The sequence below is a fragment of the Burkholderia sp. AU44665 genome (assembly GCF_030504405.1).
GTDB classification, from domain to species: Bacteria; Pseudomonadota; Gammaproteobacteria; order Burkholderiales; family Burkholderiaceae; genus Burkholderia; species Burkholderia semiarida.
On the sequence record NZ_JAUJRI010000023.1, the window covers coordinates 57,750 to 78,001 of the forward strand.

Annotated in this window: 13 protein-coding genes; 3 read left to right on the plus strand and 10 right to left on the minus strand. The window is 69.1% G+C overall.

What is annotated here, in order from left to right; all coding sequences use genetic code 11:
• Positions 1 to 8: 8 nt before the first annotated feature.
• Entirely contained in the window at positions 9 to 779 is a 771-nt protein-coding gene (gene deoR, locus QZM15_RS28890) for a DNA-binding transcriptional repressor DeoR (protein WP_059578967.1), read from the minus strand.
• Between the two features lie 146 nt (positions 780 to 925).
• Between deoR and deoC the strand changes: the two genes are divergently transcribed.
• Together deoC and QZM15_RS28900 are read left to right on the plus strand one after the other, a co-directional pair.
• Positions 926 to 1,606 (plus strand): deoxyribose-phosphate aldolase, encoded by a 681-nt coding sequence (gene deoC, locus QZM15_RS28895; RefSeq protein ID WP_059578964.1) that lies wholly within the window; start codon positions 926 to 928, stop codon positions 1,604 to 1,606.
• Positions 1,607 to 1,766: 160 nt separating this feature from the next.
• On the plus strand, positions 1,767 to 2,633 hold the full coding sequence (locus tag QZM15_RS28900) for a DUF2071 domain-containing protein (protein ID WP_367034039.1): 867 nt from the start codon (positions 1,767 to 1,769) through the stop codon (positions 2,631 to 2,633).
• Positions 2,634 to 2,733: 100 nt separating this feature from the next.
• Here the strand turns inward: QZM15_RS28900 and QZM15_RS28905 are convergent, their stop codons facing one another.
• The 6 genes from QZM15_RS28905 to QZM15_RS28930 form a co-directional block, all read right to left on the minus strand.
• Entirely contained in the window at positions 2,734 to 3,588 is an 855-nt protein-coding gene (locus tag QZM15_RS28905) for a 3-hydroxybutyryl-CoA dehydrogenase (protein WP_302107756.1), read from the minus strand.
• A gap of 38 nt (positions 3,589 to 3,626) precedes the next feature.
• Positions 3,627 to 4,820 carry a beta-ketothiolase BktB gene (gene bktB / locus QZM15_RS28910; protein WP_124864150.1) on the minus strand — a complete coding sequence of 398 codons (1,194 nt, stop codon included), beginning with the start codon at positions 4,818 to 4,820 and terminating at the stop codon, positions 3,627 to 3,629.
• Between the two features lie 49 nt (positions 4,821 to 4,869).
• Positions 4,870 to 6,543 carry an electron transfer flavoprotein-ubiquinone oxidoreductase gene (locus QZM15_RS28915; RefSeq protein WP_302107757.1) on the minus strand — a complete coding sequence of 558 codons (1,674 nt, stop codon included), beginning with the start codon at positions 6,541 to 6,543 and terminating at the stop codon, positions 4,870 to 4,872.
• Between the two features lie 35 nt (positions 6,544 to 6,578).
• Positions 6,579 to 8,369, minus strand: coding sequence for an acyl-CoA dehydrogenase (locus QZM15_RS28920; RefSeq protein WP_226226143.1), 1,791 nt, complete (start codon positions 8,367 to 8,369; stop codon positions 6,579 to 6,581).
• A gap of 417 nt (positions 8,370 to 8,786) precedes the next feature.
• Positions 8,787 to 9,848, minus strand: coding sequence for an AraC family transcriptional regulator (locus QZM15_RS28925; protein WP_081059078.1), 1,062 nt, complete (start codon positions 9,846 to 9,848; stop codon positions 8,787 to 8,789).
• A 109-nt stretch (positions 9,849 to 9,957) separates the two neighbouring features.
• Complete coding sequence (locus QZM15_RS28930) at positions 9,958 to 11,592, minus strand: AMP-binding protein (RefSeq protein ID WP_302107758.1); 1,635 nt, start codon at positions 11,590 to 11,592, stop codon at positions 9,958 to 9,960.
• A gap of 311 nt (positions 11,593 to 11,903) precedes the next feature.
• Between QZM15_RS28930 and QZM15_RS28935 the strand changes: the two genes are divergently transcribed.
• Positions 11,904 to 13,004: an AraC family transcriptional regulator gene (locus tag QZM15_RS28935; protein ID WP_226226146.1), complete on the plus strand. Its 1,101-nt coding sequence runs from the start codon at positions 11,904 to 11,906 to the stop codon at positions 13,002 to 13,004.
• Between the two features lie 15 nt (positions 13,005 to 13,019).
• Here QZM15_RS28935 and QZM15_RS28940 read toward each other — a convergent pair whose 3' ends face one another.
• The 3 genes from QZM15_RS28940 to QZM15_RS28950 form a co-directional block, all read right to left on the minus strand.
• Complete coding sequence (locus QZM15_RS28940; RefSeq protein WP_060315351.1) at positions 13,020 to 14,540, minus strand: HAMP domain-containing sensor histidine kinase; 1,521 nt, start codon at positions 14,538 to 14,540, stop codon at positions 13,020 to 13,022.
• Positions 14,540 to 15,259, minus strand: coding sequence for a response regulator transcription factor (locus QZM15_RS28945; RefSeq protein ID WP_059578940.1), 720 nt, complete (start codon positions 15,257 to 15,259; stop codon positions 14,540 to 14,542). Before QZM15_RS28945 ends, QZM15_RS28940 begins: the two co-directional genes overlap by 1 nt.
• A 299-nt stretch (positions 15,260 to 15,558) precedes the next feature.
• Positions 15,559 to 19,956, minus strand: coding sequence for an autotransporter domain-containing protein (locus tag QZM15_RS28950; protein ID WP_302107759.1), 4,398 nt, complete (start codon positions 19,954 to 19,956; stop codon positions 15,559 to 15,561).
• Between the last annotated feature and the right edge of the window lie 296 nt (positions 19,957 to 20,252).

Below are 20,252 nucleotides of genomic sequence, written 5' to 3' on the forward strand. Positions count from 1 at the left end.
GCGCCGCATCACGTCACGAGCGCGATCCCGTGCTCGCGGATCGCCGTTTCGTAGCGACGGCTCAGCTCCCCGTCCGAGATCACGTAGTTGAAATCGGTCAGTTCGGCGAAATAGGCCGCGCGCACTTCGTCGAATTTCGTGTGATCGACCAGCAGGAAGCGGTTCTGCGCGCGCGCCATCACTTTCTTCTTCGCGTCGACTTCGTGGAAGTTGAAGCACGTGACGCCGCAGCGCTCGCTCACGCCGGCCGCCGAAATGAACGCCTTCGACACGCGCACCGAATCGAGGATGCCCGTTTCGGCGACCGATTCGAACACCATGTTCTGGCGGTGATACGCGCCGCCGCACAGGATCACGTTGCAATGCGGCTTCTGCTGCAGCTTCGCGAACACGTTCAGCGAATTGCACACCGCGGTGAATTCGAGGTCGTCCGGAATGAAGTCGACGATGAACGGCGTGGTCGACCCGCAGTCGACGAAGATCGTGTCGCCGGTCGTCACGAATTGCGCGGCGAGCTTGCCGATGCGGCGCTTTTCCTCCGTCTGCCGGTTGTTCTCGGCGCTGATCAGGTATTCGCCGATGTCGCTGCGCTGCGCGGCGAAATGGCGCGTCACGTAGCCGCCGATCAGGCTCAAGCCGTGCGGGTTGTCCGCGAGATCGCGACGGATCGTCATTTCGGACACGCCGAACAGTTCGGCGACTTCCCTCAGATGAATCGCGTTCTGCCCTTGCAGCACGTTCATCAAGGTCTTGATCCGTTCGCCCTTCTTTGTTTCCATGCCGGTATCCTGCGTGCCCGCCGCGTGAGTCGTTCGTCGTGCCGGGCGCGCGGGCCCGGCCGGAATGTCGTATTTGTAACAAACCGATGTGAAAACATCAACTTTCCGTGTGCCCTTTCCGCACACGATCCGTGGAGTCCTGACACATGCCGCTTTCCAACGCCCAGCTCGCCCAAACCATCGATCACACGCTGCTCGCGCCCGACGCGAGCGACGCGCAGATCCGCGAGCTCTGCCGCCAGGCGGCCGAGCATCGTTTTTACTCGGTCTGCGTGAATTCGGCGAACGTGCCGCTCGCCGCGCGCGAGCTGGCTGAAACCGGCGTGCTCGTCTGCGCCGTGGTCGGCTTTCCGCTCGGCGCGGGGTTGTCCGCCGCGAAGGCATTCGAAGCCACCGCCGCGATCGCGGCGGGCGCCGGCGAGATCGACATGGTGATCAACATCGGCGCGCTGAAAAGCGGCCGCGCCGACGACGTGAAGGCCGACATCGACGCCGTGCATCGCGCGTGCGGCACGGTGCCGCTGAAGGTGATCCTCGAAACGGGGCTGCTGACCGACGACGAGAAGGTGCGCGTGTGCGAGATGTGCCGCGATCTCGGCGTCGCGTTCGTGAAGACGTCGACCGGGTTCGGCCACGGCGGCGCGACGCTCGCCGATGTCGCGCTGATGCGCCGCACCGTCGGGCCGACGCTCGGCGTGAAGGCGTCGGGCGGCGTGCGCGATCGCGCGGCCGCGCTGGCGATGCTCGAAGCCGGCGCGACGCGGCTCGGGACGAGTTCAGGCGTGGCAATCGTGACCGACCAGGGCGGCGGCGGGTCGGGGTACTGACGCGCGAACGGCGGGCCTTTGCGCGCGTACGTCATGCGTCGGGCTCGGCCGTCGGAATCCATTGCACAAGCGGCAGCACGCGGCGCGCCGATGGCAAAATACGCGCGCCGTTCGTCTAAAGCTTCGCCGCCTCTTCCGAGCATGCGACAACCCCGGCACAATGCCGCCCATGCGCAACGACAACGCCTTCATTTACCCGTCCACCGGCCTCGCCGGGCGGCTCGCCAACCGGATGGTCGCGAGCCGTCCCTTGCTGCGCGCACGCCGCGCGCTGCTGTCGCGGCTGCCGTTCCTGCAGCTCGCGAGCGACGTCGAGCATGTCGTGTATTGCACGTGGGTCGTCGACGTCGCGGCCGTCGAGCATCTCGTGCCGCGCGGCGTCACACTCGCGAGCCGAGGCGGCCGCACGCTGTTCACGACGCTCACCTACCGGCATCGCCACTTCGGCCCGCGTCTCGCCGGGCCGCTGCGCCGCGTGTTTCCGTCGCCGCTGCAAAGCAACTGGCGGCTCTACGTCGACGCGCTGCCGGACGGCGTGCCGGCCGAGCGCACCGTGCTGTTCGTGAAGAACGTGTTCGACCACCCGCTCTATGCGCTCGGCAGCCGGCTGTTCAGCGACGCGCTGCCGTCGCATCTCGCGCGGCCCTTCACGCATGCGGCGCGCGACGGACGCTACGACACGCGGCTGGCGGCAAGCGGTGGCAGCGCACCCGACTTCCGCTGCACGGCCGAAGCGTCGCACGACCGGACGCTGCCCGCCGCCTTCGCACCGTTCTTCGACGACTGGCGCGCGGCCGTGGCCGCGCTGTCGCTGCAGCACGCGGCCGTCGCCCACGTCGAGGACTGCGACCGCCTCGCGTATGCGTCGATCGACCTGCCGATCGACGTCGACGCGGTGCGACCGCTGAAGACGGTCGGCCCCGTCGGCGGCGGCGACTTTCTCGCCCGCATCGGCGCGACCGGCGAACCGCTGTGCTTCGTCGTGCCCGACGTCGCATTCCGCGTCCTGTCCGAGCGGCTGCTGTAGCGCGACCTGTCGGTACACGACGCGTCATCACGCCGCGCGCGCCATACAAAGCACGCGGCCGCCCGAAGGCGGCCGCATGAAACACCATGGGACAACCGGCTTACTTGCCGTAGTCGTACACGCCGCGCCCGGTCTTCCTCCCGAGCCGCCCTGCCGACACCATCTCGCGCAGCAGCGGGCACGCGCGATACTTCGGATCGCCGAAGTCCTTCGCGAACACGTCCATCACCGCGAGGCACACGTCGAGGCCCACGAGGTCGGCCAGCGCGAGCGGCCCGATCGGGTGGTTCGCGCCGAGCTTCATCCCCGCGTCGATCTCCTCGGCCGACGCGATGCCTTCGGCCAGCACGAAGAACGCTTCGTTGATCATCGGCACGAGGATCCGGTTCACGACGAAGCCCGGCGAATTGCGCACGCCGATCGGCGACTTGTCGAAACGCTCGGTCAGCGCGCGCACGGCCGACGCGGTCGCGTCGCTCGTCTGCAGCCCGCGAATGATCTCGACGAGCGGCATCAGCGGCACCGGGTTGAAGAAGTGCATGCCGAGGAAACGCGACGGATCGGCGAGCGGCGCCGCGAGCGTGGTGATCGAGATCGACGACGTGTTGGTCGCGATGATCGCGTCCGGGCGCGCGACGGCCTCGATCTGCTTCAGGATGCGGCCCTTCAGCTCGACGTTCTCGGTCGCGGCCTCGATCACGATGTCGACCGCGGCGAGCGTCGCGTAGTCGGTCGACGTCGTGATGCGCGCGAGCGCCGCGTCACGCGTGGCCGCGTCGAGCTTGTCCTTCGACACGAGCCGCTCGAGGCTGCCCTTCAGCGTCGCGAGGCCCTTGTCGAGCGCGGCGTCGCTGACGTCGATCATCACGACGTTCAGTCCTGCAACGGCAGCGGTTTGCGCAATGCCGTTACCCATGGTTCCGGCGCCCACGACGCCGACGGTTTCGATGGCCATGACGATTCCTGTGTATTCGGAGGCTGGGCGGTCGATTATCAGATGTTCTCGAAGATCGCCGCAATCCCCTGGCCGCCGCCGATACACATCGTCACGAGCGCGTAACGCCCGCCGATGCGCTTCAGCTCGTACAGCGCCTTCACCGTGATCAGCGCGCCGGTCGCGCCGATCGGGTGACCGAGCGAGATGCCCGAGCCGTTCGGGTTGACCTTGGCCGGATCGAGGCCGAGTTCCTGCGTGACCGCGCACGCCTGCGCGGCGAACGCCTCGTTCGCTTCGATCACGTCGAGATCGGTGATCTTCAGGCCGGCGCGTTCGAGCGCCTTCTGCGTGGCCGGCACCGGGCCGATACCCATGTACGCCGGATCGACGCCCGCGTGCGCATACGCGACGAGGCGGGCGAGCGGCTTCACGCCCTGCGCGCGCGCGGCGTCCGCGCTCATCATCAGCACGGCGGCGGCCGCATCGTTGATGCCCGACGCGTTGCCGGCCGTCACGGTACCGTTCTCCTTCGCGAACACCGGCTTGAGCTTCGTGAAATCGTCAGCGCTCGCGTCGTGACGCACGTGTTCGTCGGTGTCGAACGCGACCTCGCCCTTCTTCGTGCGGATCGAGATCGGCAGGATCTGGTCCTTGAAGCGGCCTTCCGCGATCGCGCGCGCCGCGCGACGATGCGATTCGAGCGCCAGCGCGTCCTGCGCTTCACGCGAGATGTCGTATTTCCTCGCGACGTTCTCGGCCGTCACGCCCATGTGGATCGTCTGGAACGGATCGTGCAGCGCGCCGAGCATCATGTCGACGAGCTTCGCGTCGCCCATGCGCTGGCCGAAGCGCGCGGCCGGCACGGTGTACGGCGCGCGGCTCATGCTTTCCGAGCCGCCGCCGATCGCGACGTCGGCGTCGCCGAGCATGATCGTCTGCGCGGCCGATACGATCGCCTGCAGGCCGGAGCCGCACAGGCGGTTCACGGTCAGCGCCGGCGTGTGCTGCGCGACGCCGCCGTTGATCGCCGCGACGCGCGCGAGATACATGTCCTTCGGCTCGGTGTTCACGACGTGGCCGAATACGACATGGCCGACCGCATCGCCGGGCACGTTCGCGCGCGACAGCACTTCGGCAACCACCTTCGCGCCGAGGTCGGTCGGCGAGAAATCCTTCAGGCTCCCGCCGAAATCGCCGATCGCGGTACGGACACCGCTCACCACCACGACTTCCTTCGCTGCATTGCTCATCGTCTCACTCCGGTTCGTTCGCGCCCGCGGGCGCGGGGATGCGTTTGCGTTACATGTTCGGGTAATTCGGCCCGCCGCCGCCTTCGGGCGTGACCCACACGATGTTCTGCGTCGGGTCCTTGATGTCGCAGGTCTTGCAGTGCACGCAGTTCTGCGCGTTGATCACGAGCCGATCGCCGCCGTCTTCGTTCTTCACGAACTCGTACACCGCCGCCGGGCAGAAACGCGCCTCCGGCCCTGCGTACGTACGCAGGTTCACGTTCACCGGCACGCTCGCGTCCTTCAGCGTCAGGTGCGCCGGCTGGTTTTCCTCGTGGTTCGTGTTCGAGATGAACACCGACGAGAGGCGATCGAACGTCAGCTTGCCGTCCGGCTTCGGATATTCGATCGGCTCGCACTGCGACGCCGGCTTCAGCATCTCGTGGTCCGCGTGCTGGTGATGCAGCGTCCACGGCACGTTGCCGCCCATCACCTTCTGCTCGATCCCGACCATCAGCGTGCCCAGATACAGGCCCTTGGCCATCCACTGCTTGAAGTTGCGCGCGCGGTACAGCTCCGTGTACAGCCACGATTGCTTGAACGCGTCCGGGTACGCGTTGAGCTCGTCCGACTGACGCCCGGCCTGCACCGCGTCGAATGCCGCATCGGCCGCCAGCATCCCGGTCTTGATCGCCGCATGGCTGCCCTTGATCCGCGATGCGTTCAAAAAGCCCGCGTCGTCGCCGATCAGCGCGCCGCCCGGGAACACCGTCTTCGGCAGCGACAGCAGGCCGCCCGCCGTGATCGCGCGCGCGCCGTACGACACGCGCTTGCCGCCTTCGAGGAACGCGCGGATCGACGGATGCGTCTTGTAGCGCTGGAATTCCTCGAACGGCGACAGGTACGGGTTCGTGTAGCCGAGGCCCACCACGAAGCCGACCACGACCTGGTTGTTGTCCATGTGATACAGGAACGAGCCGCCGTACGTATCGGACTTCAGCGGCCAGCCGGCCGTGTGGATCACGAGGCCCGGCTTGTGCTTGGCCGGATCGATTTCCCACAGTTCCTTGATGCCGATCCCGTACGCCTGCGGATCCGCGTTCGCGTCGAGCTTGAACTTCGCGATCAACTGACGGCCGAGGTGGCCGCGGCAGCCTTCGGCGAACAGCGTGTACTTCGCGTGCAGCTCCATGCCGAGCTGGAAGTTCTCGGTCGGCTCGCCGTCCTTGCCCACGCCCATGTTGCCGGTGGCGACGCCTTTGACCGAACCGTCGTCGTTGTAGAGGATCTCCGCGGCGGGGAAGCCCGGGAAGATCTCGACGCCCAGCGCCTCGGCCTGCTGGCCGAGCCAGCGCGTGACGTTGCCCAGCGAGATCACGTAGTTGCCGTGATTCTTGAAGTTGTCGGGCAGCGCCCAGTTCGGCGTCGTGACCGCGCTCTTCTCGGACAGGAACAGGAAACGGTCTTCCGTCACCTCGACGTCGAGCGGCGCGCCGCGTTCTTTCCAGTCGGGAAACAGCTCGGTGATCGCGCGCGGGTCCATCACCGCGCCCGACAGGATGTGCGCGCCGATCTCGGAACCTTTCTCGAGCACGCACACGCCGATCTCGGCGCCTTTCTCGGCGGCCAGCTGCTTGAGCCGGATCGCCGCCGACAGCCCGGCGGGGCCGCCGCCGACGATCACGACGTCGTATTCCATCGATTCGCGCGGGCCGTATTGCGCGAGCAAGTCCTGTGTGGTCAAAATCCTGTCTCCTGCTGCGTCCCGACCGTCAGCGGTCAGAACTGGTCTTCCGTCAACGCGAGCACGCTCTCGTTGCCCTTCGCGCCGACGATCGACGCTTCGAGCGCACCCGCCTGCACGAGCACGTGCTCCGCATAGCATTGCGCGATCGCGATCTTCGCGTCGAAGAACGCCGTGTCGCTCGCACGGTTCGCGTGCGCGGCCAGCAGCGCACGCGCCATCTGCCAGCCGCACAGCACGACGCCCGCGAGCTTCAGATACGGCACGCTGCCCGCGAACACCGCGTTCGGGTCCTGCTTCGCGTTCGCGAGCACGTAGTCGACCACCGCCGACAACGCGCGCGCGCCCTTCTCCAGTTGCGCCTTCATCGACGCGGCCGCCGCGCCGTCGATCTTGCCGAGCGCCGCGACGGTCTCGCCGATCTCCGCGATCAGCGCCTTCGCGACCGCGCCGCCGTCGCGCAGCGTCTTGCGGCCGACGAGGTCGTTCGCCTGGATCGCGGTCGTGCCTTCGTAGATCGCCAGGATCCGCGCATCGCGGTAGTACTGCGCGGCGCCGGTTTCCTCGATGAAGCCCATCCCGCCATGCACCTGCACGCCGAGGCTCGCCACGTCGTTCACCATCTCCGTGCTCCAGCCCTTCACGACCGGCACCAGATATTCGTAGATCGCCTGATGACGCGCGCGCGTCGCGTCGTCCGCATGGCGGTGGGCAATGTCGCTGTGCGCGGCGGCCACATAGGCCAGCGCCCGCGCGCCTTCGGTCAGCGCACGCATCGTGCCCAGCATCCGGCGCACGTCCGGGTGATGGATGATCGTCACCGACTGCTTCGCCGAGCCATCCACCGGGCGGCTCTGCACGCGTTCCTTCGCGAATGCGGCCGCCTTCTGATACGCGCGATCGGCCACGCCGATCCCCTGCATCCCGACCCCGAAGCGCGCCGCGTTCATCATGATGAACATGTATTCGAGGCCGCGGTTCTCCTCGCCCACCAGATAGCCGATCGCGCCGCCGTGATCGCCGTATTGCAGCACCGCCGTCGGGCTCGCCTTGATCCCGAGCTTGTGCTCGATCGACACGCAGTGCACGTCGTTGCGCGCACCGAGCGATCCGTCGTCGTTGACCAGGAACTTCGGCACGATGAACAGCGAAATGCCCTTCACGCCTTCCGGCGCATTCGGCGTGCGCGCCAGCACCAGATGGACGATGTTGTCCGCCATGTCGTGCTCGCCCCACGTGATGAAGATCTTCGTGCCGAACACCTTGTACGTGCCGTCGCCCTGCGGCTCCGCGCGCGAGCGCACCAGCGCGAGGTCGGAGCCCGCCTGCGGCTCGGTCAGGTTCATCGTGCCCGTCCATTCTCCGGAGATCAGCTTCGGCACGTAGCGCTGCTTCTGCGCGTCGGTGCCGGCCGTCAGCAGCGCCTCGATCGCGCCGTCGGTGAGCAGCGGGCACAGCGCGAACGACAGGTTCGATGCGTTCAGCATCTCGATGCACGGCGTCGCGATCAGCTTCGGCAGCCCCTGGCCGTCGTATTCGGCCGGATGCTGCAGCCCCTGCCAGCCGCCCTCGACGAACTGGCGGAACGCTTCGCCGAAGCCCGGCGTCGCGGTCACGACGCCGTCCTTCCAGCTGCTCGGATTGCGATCGCCTTCGACGTTCAGCGGCGCCAGCACCTCGCCGCAGAATTTCGCGGACTCGTCGAGCACGGCCTGCGCCGTGTCGTAACCCGCATCCTCGAAACCCGGCAACTGCGCGACGGCGTCGATGCCCGCGAGTTCCTTCAGCACGAACAGCATGTCCTTGACGGGGGCGTTATAGCTCATGGTCGATGTTCCAATCAGGCGGTGAATTGGGGGCGCCACGGGGTCCGATACGGCAGAACCGGCCAGAACCGGGCGACGTGATGGGCCATCCTAACGCCGGGGGGCCGGATTTTCATTGTCATATCCGGCCCACATGGTGACAAAATCGGCCACGCCGCGCACCGGCGGCGACCCTGCCGCCCGGCGGAGAAGCCCGTCGCGCGGGCGTCGGCGCCCGATCCGCCCGTATCGGCGATTGCGGTGAAGCGCGCCAAAAAAACGGCTACGCGCACGCGCGGCCGCCCGGCTCGGCGCGGCAAAGGGAGCCGGTTATGGGAGTGTCCTCTGAAGAACCGGCCATGAAAACCGCCAAGGTGTCCGGTTATGGGATTCCATCCGCGGCCCCGCGAATCGGTGACACCCGGCGCCGCGCCCGCGTCACGCCCGGCGCCGATACGTCCCCGGCGTACTGCCCGTCCAGTGCCGGAACGCGCGATGAAACGCGCTCGGATCGTCGAAGCCGATATCGGCGCCGATCGCCGCGATCGTGTCGGGCGTGTCGGTCAGCCGCTGGATCGCGATATCGCGCCGCAGCTCGTCCTTCAGTACCTGGAACGTCGTCCCTTCGGCGGCCAGATGACGGCTCAGCGTGCGCACCGAACAATGCAGGTGCTCGGCCGCCTGGTCGATCGCGGGCAGGTCGGGCAGCGCCGCCGACAGGTACTGCCGCACGCGATGGCACACGAGCTGTTCGCTGAACGATTCGAAGATCCAGTCGCCGGGCGCGCGCGCGAGGAACTTGCGCAGGTTGCGCTTGCTCTGGCGGATCGGCGCGTCGAGGTAATCGGCGCTGAAGCGCATCAGCGTACGCGCGCAGTCGAACTGCACGGCGCCGGTGAAGAAGTACAGGTGGTCGACCGCATGGCGCGGCCGCGGGCACGCGAACTCGATCTGCAGCAGCGGAATCTTCTGCCCGATCAGCCAGGAGCACACGCCGTGCACGAGCTTGAGCATCAGCTCCTGGCCGAGCGCGCCGATCGGGCCGATGGCGTCGTTCGGGCGCAGCAGCACCTGCGCGACGAGCTCGTCGCGCTTCGATTCGACGAAGAAGTCGTCGAGCAGGATATGGAAGAATTGCCCGAAACGATGCAGCGCCGTTTCGAGGTTGCGCGCATCGAGCAGGCTCAGGCACAGGTACTTCAGCGTGCCGCCGCGCAGCGGACGCGAGAAGATGCCGGGCATCTCGTCGTCGAGGTCGATCGCGAGCGTGCGGTACAGCGTCGAGAACTGCTCCTCCGTCACGCGCGCATGCGGCTCGCCGAGCAGCTCGATCGGAATGCCGGCGCCGCGCAGGTAGCGCTCGACCACGTCGCGCCGCGCGCCCGCGCTCGCGAGAAAGCCGTTGACGAGCGAGATCGGCACCGTCGCGCTCGGCGACGGCAGCGCACGCCCGGGCCGGGCGGAAAGTGAATCTGAGCCGGTCATCGCGTCCCCGTCGATCGAACCGACCGCATTGTACTTGAGCGGCCCGCGCGCGACCTTCGGGGTTGGACGCGCACCGGGCCGTGCCGGGCCGCCGCGGCCGCAGCCGCGTGGCGCGTGGCCGCCATCAGTCGGTGCGGCTGAGTTCCCGGCGCAGGATCTTGCCGACCGTCGACTTCGGCAAACGGTCGACGAAGCGCACCAGCTTCGGCACCTTGTACGCGGCCAGGCTCGCGCGGCAGTGCGCGACGAGCTGCGCCTCCGTCACGTCGGCGTCCGGCGCGCACACCACGAACAGCTTGACGGCCTCGCCCGTGCGCGGGTCCGGCACGCCGATGCACGCGCATTCGGCGACGCCCGGCAGCGCGGTCGCGACCGCCTCGATCTCGTTCGGATACACGTTGAAGCCCGACACGATGATCATGTCCTTCTTGCGATCGACGATCCGCAGGAAGCCCGCCGCGTCGAACACGCCGACGTCGCCGGTGCGGTAATAGCCGTCCGCGGTGAACGCGGCCGCGTTCGCGTCCGGCTTCCGCCAGTAGCCGCTCATCACCTGCGGCCCCTTCACGCAGATCTCGCCCGCTTCGCCGATCGCCACCTCGCGATCCTGGTCGTCGAGCAGCTTCACGTCGGTCGACGGCAGCGGCACGCCCGTGGTGCCCGTGAAGCGGTCGATCGACTGCGGGTTGAACGACACGACCGGCGACGTTTCCGACAGCCCGTAGCCCTCGCGGATGAAATTGCCCGTCACCGCCTTCCAGCGCGACGAGATCACGTCGATCACCGCCGCGCCGCCGCCGGCCGACAGCTTCAGCCGCGACCAGTCGACCTCCTTCAGGCGCGGATGGCCGGCGAGCCCCGCGTACAGCGTGTTCACGCCGACGAACACCGTCGGCCGCGCGGCCTTCAGCACGTCGATGAACCCGTCCATGTCGCGCGGGTTCGCGACGAGCCAGTTCTGCGCGCCGATCGCGAAGTAGGACAGGAAGTTCACCGTCAGCGCGAAGATGTGATACAGCGGGATTGCCGTGACGACGACTTCTTCGCCCGGCCGGCGCGCATCCGGCACGATCGCCGCGAACTGCGCGATGTTCGCGGCGAGGTTGCGATGCGACAGCGCCGCGCCCTTCGACAGGCCGGTCGTGCCGCCCGTGTATTGCAGCAGCAACAGGTCCGCGCCGCTCAGCGCAACCGGCTCGCACGCGAGCGATTCGCCCGCGGCGATGGCATGCGCGAGCGCGGTCGAGCCGGGCGGCAGCGTGTCGCACGTGCCGGCCGGCGCATCGACGACGCCGAGATCCTCCCGGCCCACGCTCAGCACGATGCGCACGCGCGTGCGGCCGACCACGTCCGCGAACGTGCCCATCGACCCGCCGCAGACGATCGCCACCTCGACCCCGGCGTCGTCGAGCTGATGCTCGAGCTCGCGCGCGGTGTAGTGCGGATTCACGTTGACCTGCACCGCGCCGATCTTCGCGACGGCGACGAACACGACCGGGAACGCGAGCACGTTGGGCAGCATCACGGCCACGCGGTCGCCCTTGCGCACGCCGACGACCTGCTGCAGATATGCGGCCAGCGCGGTCGACAGGTGCTCGACGTCGGCATAGGTGAGCGTGCGGCCGAATGCATGGAACGCCGGACGATCGGCGAAGCGGCGCATCGCGTCGTCCAGCAGCGCGCTTACGGAAGGATGGCGATCGGCGTCGATCTCGGCGGGGATCGAGCCATACGACCCGATCCAGTGTCTCTTCGTCATGTCTCACTCCTCTGGGCGCGGCACGCCAGCGTGCGTACCGCTCTCACGGCGGCCTGCACGCCGAAAGGACGCGGGCCGCCGCCTGACCGGCGACTATCGCCCGCGCGATGCGCGTTGCAAATGATCCGCGCGGCCGAAAACATGATCGAAACGGACACGCGAACGCACGCGCCTGCGCCACTCACACCGCGAACACCCGTCCGGCCGGCCTTTTCCATCGCCGCATCAGGGTGAACCCTGTGGCGGACGGGACCGTTCCCGAGCAGAATTGCGGACCGTCAACGATAGCGATTCGGACGCAGGATCCCGCCATGCCGCGCAGCGCGCTGTTGAAACCGACCGACGCCCGTCCCGCCCGGCTGCCCGACGCCGAGGCCGCCCACGCGTTGCGCGCGCAGCGCTTCACGCCGGCCAAGCTGGCCGTGCTGGTCGACGTGGCCGCGCACGCCGGCCTCGATCCGGCCACGGTGCTCGCCGGCACCGGGCTCACGCCGGCCGACGTCGCGGATCCGTTCACGCTCACGTCGCCGCTGCAGTTCCTGACGGCCGCGCGCAATGCGGTCAACCGGTACGGTGGCACCGACCTCGGCGTGCGCGTCGGCCGCCGGCTGCACGCGTCGAGCTACGGGATGTACGGCTACGCGATGCTGTGCTCGGAATCGCTCGCGCGCGCGTTCGATTCGGCCGTCAAGTATCACCGGCTCGCGAACGGCATGCTGCCGATCCGCTGGGTCGAACAGGGCGACACCGCGTCGTGGCTGTTTCCGGCCCGGCACGAGGTCACGCTGCCCGATCTCGACGCGCCGCTGTACCGTTTCCTGATCGACATGCAGTTCGCGCTGCACGTGACGGTCATCAAGGACGTGATGGGCGGATGGTGCGTGCCGGCGCGCGCGCAGTTCGCGCAGCCGCGGCCGCCGCACGCGGCGCTGCTGGCCGACGCGCTCGAATGCCCGATCGCGTTCGACCAGCCGCATCACGTGCTCAGCTATCCGGCGGCATGGCTCGCGCGCGCGCCGCAGCTCGCGAACCCGATCACCGCCGCGCAGATGTCGTCGCACTGCGCCCGGTTGCTCGACGAATTACGCAGCCAGTCCGGCATCACGCGACGCGTATACGAGGAGCTCACCCGCACGCCGGGACAATTCCCGGACATCGACGCGATCGCCGAAATCCTCTGCATGACCTCGCGCACGCTGCGCCGCAAGCTCGAAGCCGAAGGCACGTCGTACAGCGAGCTACTGACGAGCGTGCGCAAGGCGCTCGCGATCGACTACCTCGGCACGACCACGCTCAGCATCGAGGACATCGCGTTGACGCTCGGCTTCAGCGATGCGGTGGGATTCCGCCACGCGTTCAAGCGCTGGACCGGCACGACGCCGACCGACGTGCGGCGCAAGCGCGGCGGGTAACGCCGCCGCCGGCGGTCAGCGCGCGTCGCCCGCGGCCGGCGACGCGACCGCCAGCGCAAACTCGAACACCGCGCCGTGCCCGGCCCGGTCGACGAGCCGGATGCTGCTGCCGTTGAGCGCCAGCATCCGGTGCACGATCAACAGCCCGAGCCCGCCGCTCGTCGCCGTGCCGCCGCTGATCGGCCGCTGCGGCCGCTGGAACAGCCCTTCGCGCCGCGCCGCCGGAATCCCTTCCCCGGTATCCGACACCGTCACGACCACACGGTCTTCCCGAGGCTCGAGCGCAATCTCGACCTCGCCCTGCGAAGGCGTGTGCCGCAGCGCGTTGTCGAGCAGGTTGGTCAGCACGCGCTCGATCATCCCGAGATCGGCCGACACGACCGGCACGCGCGGCGGGATCCGCGCATGCAACGCGACGCCGCGCGATTGCGCGGTCAGCTCGAACTTCTGGAACACGTCCTGCACGAGATCGACGAGCGAGAACGGCTCGCGCTCGGCCTGCACGCCGCCCGATTCGAGCCGCGCGAGCTCGAACAACGCCTGCGCGAGCCGCCCGACCTTCGCGCTCTGCGCGAGCGCGATCGACAGGTAGCGCCGCCGTTCGGGCTCGGCCAGCGTGTCGGCCTTCAGCGACAGCGTCTCCAGATAGCCATGCAGCGACGTGAGCGGCGTGCGCAGGTCGTGCGAGATGTTCGTGATCAGTTCGCGCCGCTGCTGGTCCTGGCGCGTCAATGCGCGCCACTGTTCGCCGATCCGGTCGGCCATCTGCGCGAACGCGGATTCGAGCACCGCGATGTCGTCGCCGCGACGGCCCGGCGGCAAGCGCAGCACCGGCGGCTGCGTATCGGGCATGGCGGGCATGGCTGGCGCGCCGGGCGCGCCGCTCGCGTCGAAACCGCGCATCGCGGCCGTCAGCCGGCGCAGCGGGCGCGTGATGAAGCTGAAGGCGACGAGGCCCGCGAGCAGGCCGAGCAGCGCGACGATCGCCATCGACCACAGCGTCGTGCGCAGCACGTTGCCGGCGTCGACGCGCGCGGCGAGCCGGTCATGCGCCTCGCCGAGCAACACCACGTAGATGTAGCCCGACGGCGGCTGCCCCGCGCGCTGCAGCGGCGCGGCGCTGAACACCTTGCGCGCGTCCGGGCTGCGCGGGTCGTCGCCGAGAATCGGCAGCGGCTGGCCCGCGATGAAGCGCTGCACGGGCGCGAGATCGACGCGGTCGCGCTTCACGTGGCCCGGCGGCGCGTCGTCGCCCTTGATGCGCCCCGCGTTGTCGAGCAGGTATACCTCGACGCTCGGGTTCACGCCCATCAACTGGCCGAACAGCGTGCGCACGGCGTCGGGGCGCAGCCCGTTCGCGTCCATCAGCGGCGCGCTGCCCGCGATGTTGGCGGCCAGATCGCGCGACAGCGCCTGCACGACTTCCTTCTCGCGCATGTCGTTCGCGCGGATCTGCAGCCACGCCGACGCGCCCGAGCACGCGAGCAGCAGGATCGAGAACACGAGCGACAGCCGCCGCGTGAGCGTGAGTTTCATCATGCGTCCCGCTGCCCCGGCGCGGCGAGCTTGTAGCCGCGGCCCCAGACGGTGAGGATTCGCACGGGCTCGGCCGGATCGGCCTCGATCTTCGCGCGCAGCCGGTTGATGTGGGTATTGACCGTGTGTTCGTAGCCTTCGTGCTGGTAGCCCCACACCGCATTGAGCAGGTCCATCCGCGAAAACACCTTGCCCGGGTGCCGCGCGAAGAAATACAGCAGGTCGAATTCGCGCGGCGTGAGGTCGATGCGCACGCCGTCGACGCTCGCCTCGCGCGCGATCGGGTCGATCGCCAGCCCGGCGACGTCGAGCGTGCCCGCGTCGATCCGCGAATCGCGTGCGAGCGCATCGACGCGCCGCAGCAGCGCCTTCACGCGCGCGACGAGTTCGAGCACCGAGAACGGCTTCGCGAGGTAGTCGTCGGCGCCGAGTTCGAGGCCGAGGATCCGGTGCACCTCGCTCGAGCGCGCGCTCGTGATGATGATCGGCGTGTAGCGCGTCATCGCCCGCGCGCGCCGGCAGATTTCGAGGCCGTCGACGCCCGGCAGCATCAGGTCGAGGATCAGCGCGTCCCAGTTGCCCTGTTCGAGCAGGCGCAGCCCTTCGGCGCCGTCCGCGCTGTGCACGACCTCGTAGCGCTCGTCGCGCAGGTGCAGGCTCAGCACGTCGGCGATGTCGGCGTCGTCCTCGACGATCAGGATGCGTTTCGGTTGGTCCATGGCGGTGGGCGGCGGCACGTCGGCGCGACGCTCGGTGAGGGTTGTCGGGCGGTTGCCGGGCGGCGCTCGGTCGCCCGGGTCGCCGCCCGGCGAAAGGCCGCGCTGCCGTCATTGTGCAAAATTTTGCGGCGGAGAGTGATCACAAATCGTTTAAATCTGGATCGTACTCGTGATGTGAGCCAATCTCGGCGAGGCTTCCCGCTCCGGCCCCTCGAACCCGATTCGACGCGCTCCGGCGCAAACGCCAAAAGGCCGGTTCGAAAAGACGACACGGTTTCGCCATCTCGGCTCCCATGCGGTCAGAACCGGGAATTGACGCGCACATATGCGGACTGCGCCGACACGTGGCTCGTATCGATCGTCGCATCCAGCCCGAACGATACCGTGGTCGTCTTGGCGGCCTGCAGCGTGACGCTGGCGCCCGTGGTCAGGAACGCGCGCGGAAGATCGGTACCCGGCGCCGCGAACACGGTCCCGTCCTGGCTCTGCACCTGGACGACGCGGCTGCCGCGCAGCACCTCGTGCGCATAGCCGACGCGAAGCTGGACGCCGACCGGGCGCACGGCGTCGCCGAACGCCTTGTCGAGCGACACGCCCGCGTAAGGCTGAAGGCTTCTCGCACTGTCGGGCCCGACGTTCAGGTTCTGGCCGTTGGCGCCGTTCTCGCCGAAGCCGCTGCCGCGCACGTACGCATACCGCAGCCCGATGTGCGGCGTGAACCGGAAACCGCCGGCTTCCATCGGCAGGCTGGCCTGCGTGGCGGCGGTGAATTCGTGGCCGAGATGGTCGCCTTCGGCGGTACCCACGCTGCCGAACGGCCGCTTCTGCGACAGGAAATCGAGACCGTAGCCGAGCGCCGCCGACAGGTTGACGGCGCCGATCGGCCGCGCGCCGTACAGCGCGACGCGCAGCGTGTCGATGGCGCCCGATGCGCCTGTCGTGTCTTCGGCCAGCGTGGTGTGCGTGTAGCCGCCGGCCGCACCGACCGTCGCTTCGCCGAGCCGCCCCTGTGCGCCCGCCAGGAACCCGTATGCGTGCGTGAGGAAGCCCGGCGCACCGCCCGTGCCGCCCACCTTGGTGCTGGAACCATTGGCCACGGCCCACACGTTGCTGGCACCCGCCGCGTCATCCTGCCGGCCGGCGAGACGCCCGAGCAGCGTCGAACTGGCGTCTTGCGCCTGCAGCAAGGCCGTCGTGCCGAGCGCCGTGTAGATCGACGTCCTGGTCGGCGCGATGACCGTTGGGCCGGCCGGCGTGCCTGGGCCGGCCGGCGTGCCGGGCCCGGCCGGCTCGGCGAGCAGCAGGTCGACCGCATTGGCGCCGTAGTCCACCGACGATTGCAACGCGCCGAGATTCGCGCCGGCCGTGCTGGTGCCGACGTTCGAGAAACGGCCTGTCACGCCGTTGGCCGCGCTCAGCACGGTGTAGCGGCGGGCGGTATAGGTGCCGGGATCGAACAGAACGGCCAACGAACCGCCGAGCGTCGCGGCGCCGCCCACGCGCAATTGCGATGCTTCCGTCGGGCTGACCTCGATCGACAGCGTGCCGCCCGCCGCCTGCGTGTAGTTGCCGCCCACGGTCAGCGTTCCGATCGAACCGCCCGGCGCGACCACCCCGCTGCTGCTGACGGCGCCCGCCACCGTGCCATGGCCGCGCAACGTGCCGAGCGCATCGACCACGACATTGCCCCCCAGCACTGCACCGGCATTCGCCGCGTCGCCAACGGCCAACGTGCCGCCCGCCACCGTCGTCGTTCCGGAGAACGCGTTGCTGATACCGTTCAGCGTCAGCATGCCCGCGCCTCGTTTGACCAGGCCGCCGGTGCCGACGAGGCTGCCGCTGAAGGTTTGCGACGAGTCGTCGGCCAGCGTGAGCGCGCTGCCGCCCACCACCACGCGGCTGCCGGCCACGCCGGACAGATGCGCGACCGTCTGGCTGCCGGCCGCGGACAGGTCGAGCGCGGCCGCTTGGCCGGCGAGCGTGACCGACGTGGACGACGCCAGCCGGCCGGCGCCCGACAACGCGAGCGTGCCCGCGTCGACCGTCGTCGCCCCGGTGTACGTGTTCGCGCCCGACAGCGTTTGCGTGCCGCCCGCCACGATCAGCCCGCCGGTGCCGTCAATCACACCGCCGAACGTGCCGGCCGCATTGGCGAGCGTCAACGTGCGACCGCCCAGCGCGACCGTGCCCGTACCTGTGAGCGCATTGATCGTCGCCCCGGCGGTCGTCCCCGAGATATCGAACGTCCCGTTGTCGACGACCGCGCTGGAGGCCGCAATGCTGCCCGAACCGGTCAGCGCCAGCGTTCCGGCATTGACGGTGGTAGCGCCCGTGTAGGCGTTCGCCGCCGACAGTGTTTGCGTACCGCCGCCGACGGTCAGTGCGCCCGTCCCGTTGATGGTTCCGCCGAACGTGCCGGCCGCATTGGCCAGCGTCAGCGTGCGGCTGCCCAGCGCCACCGTGCCCGTACCGGTCAGCGCATTGATCGTCGCCCCGGCGGCGGTCGCCGAGATGTCGAACGTGCCGTTGTTGGCGATTGCGCTGGAGGCGGCCAGGCTGCCCGAACCGGTCAATGCCAGCGTGCCGGCGTTGATCGACGTTGCACCGGTAAAGCCGTTCGTACCGGACAGCGCCTGCGTACCGCCCGCAACCGTCAGGCCGCCGGTGCCGCCGATCACGCCGCTGAACGTGCCGGCCGCATTCGCGAGCGTCAGCGTGCGACCGCCCAGCGCCACCGTGCCCGCGCCGGTGAGCGTATTGATCGTCGCCCCGGCGGTCGTCCCCGAGATATCGAACGTGCCGTTGTTGGCGATTCCGCTGGAGGCGGCGAGGCTGCCCGAACCGGTTAATGCCAGCGTGCCGGCGTTGATCGACGTTGCACCGGTAAAGGCGTGGGCGCCCGACAGCGTTTGCGTGCCGCCCGCCACGTTAAGCCCGCCGGTACCGCCGATCACACCGCTGAACGTGCCGGCCGCATTGGCGAGCGTCAGCGTCCGGCTGCCCAACGCGACCGTGCCCGTGCCCGTGAGCGCATTGATCGTGGCGCCCGAGGTCGTCCCCGAGATGTCGAACGTGCCGTTGTTGGCAATCCCGCTGGAAGCAGCGATGCTGCCCGTGCCGATCAGCGCGAGCGTGCCGCCGTTGATCGCGGTGCTCCCCGTATAGCTGGCGGCGCCGGATATCGCGAGCGTGCCGGTACCGGCCTGCACGAGGCTGCCCGCCCCGCTGACGGTGCCGCCATACGTCACCGTGTCGCTGCGGTTGAACGCCAACGTGCCATTGTTGACGATGTTGCCGACGACCGAGCCCGTAGTCCCGCCGCTGCCGATCTGCAGCGTGCCGGCGCTGATGGTGGTGCCGCCGGTATAGGTGTTGTCTCCCGTCAGCGTGATCGTTCGGCCGCCGCTCACGGCCACACTGCCCGCCCCGGATACCACGCCTGAAACCACGAGACCGGTCGCGCCGGAATTGAAGGTCACCCGGGACGCGGCATCGCCAAGCGTCACCTGGTTGGACAGCGTGAGCCCGGCGGAACCCGCGGCGATGGTGGCCGCCGCCGCAGCAGCCACCTCGAGGTTTCCGACGATGTTGGACCCGGTCACCAACTGCAGCGTATTGTTCGCGCCGTTGAACCGGACGGCTGCCGCGCGCGTCACGCCGTCCGCGTACAAGCCGCCCGAGATCGTACCGCCGTTGACGACGAAATCGCCGCCATTGACGATGACGCCGGCCCCGGCGGTCGCGCCGTTGCCGGCGCCGCCGGCGATCGTGCCGACGTTGGTCAGCACGGTGAAGCCGCCGGCCAGGTTGACACCGGCGCCGCTGGCTCCGGCCGTGCTTGCGCCACCGCCGCTGACGCCGCCCACACCGCCGGTGATGGTTCCGAGGTTGGTCACCTGCGAACCGGGCCCCAAGGTCAGCAGCCCGTCGCCGCCCCCGCCGCCGCCGCCCGGGTTTCCGCCACTGCCCCCGTTGCCGCCGTTTCCGCCGACGAGCGCTCCCTGGTTCGTCACGTCGGCCGCCGGCGTCACCATGACGAGCGCAGCGCCCCCGCCGCCTCCACCGCCGCCGTTCGACGCAGGCCCCGACGTGCCGGCTCCGCCATTCCCGCCGGTGCCGCCCTGCACCGTCACGCCGTTGTTGACGGTCACGCTGGTGCCGGTCGAATACACGCCCGCGCCACCGCCACCGGCACCGCCGGCGAAATTGAATCCATCGAAGGCCTGACCGGCGCCGCCTTGCGCGTTCGCGTTGACCACCGCATCGCCGGCCAGCACCACCGCCGGCGCTCCGCCGGGGCCGCCCTGGCCGCTGTCGTTCGTCGCACCGGTGCCGCCTGTCCCGCCTGACGTGGCCCCGCCGGGGACCTGCACCGTGGCCGAGCCTCCGCCCAACGTAGAGGAACCCCCGCCACCGCCGTTACCGCTGCCGCCGTTGCCGCTTCGGTCCGGGATGCCGTCGCCGCCGGGCGCGCTGCAATTCGCAATGGTGCCCGCCGAACACGTGGCGGCCCAACCCGGGACGGCCGCGCCGGCCAGACCGAGCGACACGCCGATCGAAACGAGGCAGGCGCGGCGGCGCGCGGGCGTGGCGCCATGGCCGGTGTCGACTCCGCCGTGCGACGCCCTCGTGCGTTCGGATACCACTTGCGGAGCATGCAAGCTGCGGCTCCAGACCAGCCGATAGACCCGGTTCATGTCGATCCCCTCGGTGCATAGACCCATGGGCCTGGCGCCGGTCACGGAGAGGCTGCCCCGATGGCGCGACGGACCCGTTCTAGTTGTCTTTCTATGGCGCGCCGGTCCGCGGATACTGATTGTGTTGGTTCATCGGTCGGGGCGCATGCGCGCGCAATATAACACCTACGTCGGCAGCCCATCCAGGTTGTCGTGGCCCCGTCACGCTCCGGCGGCGAGCGGAAGACACGACGCGGTCGACGACGCCTCGTGGTCGACCCCGGCTACCCGATGTCTTCCGTCCGTACGCCTGACAC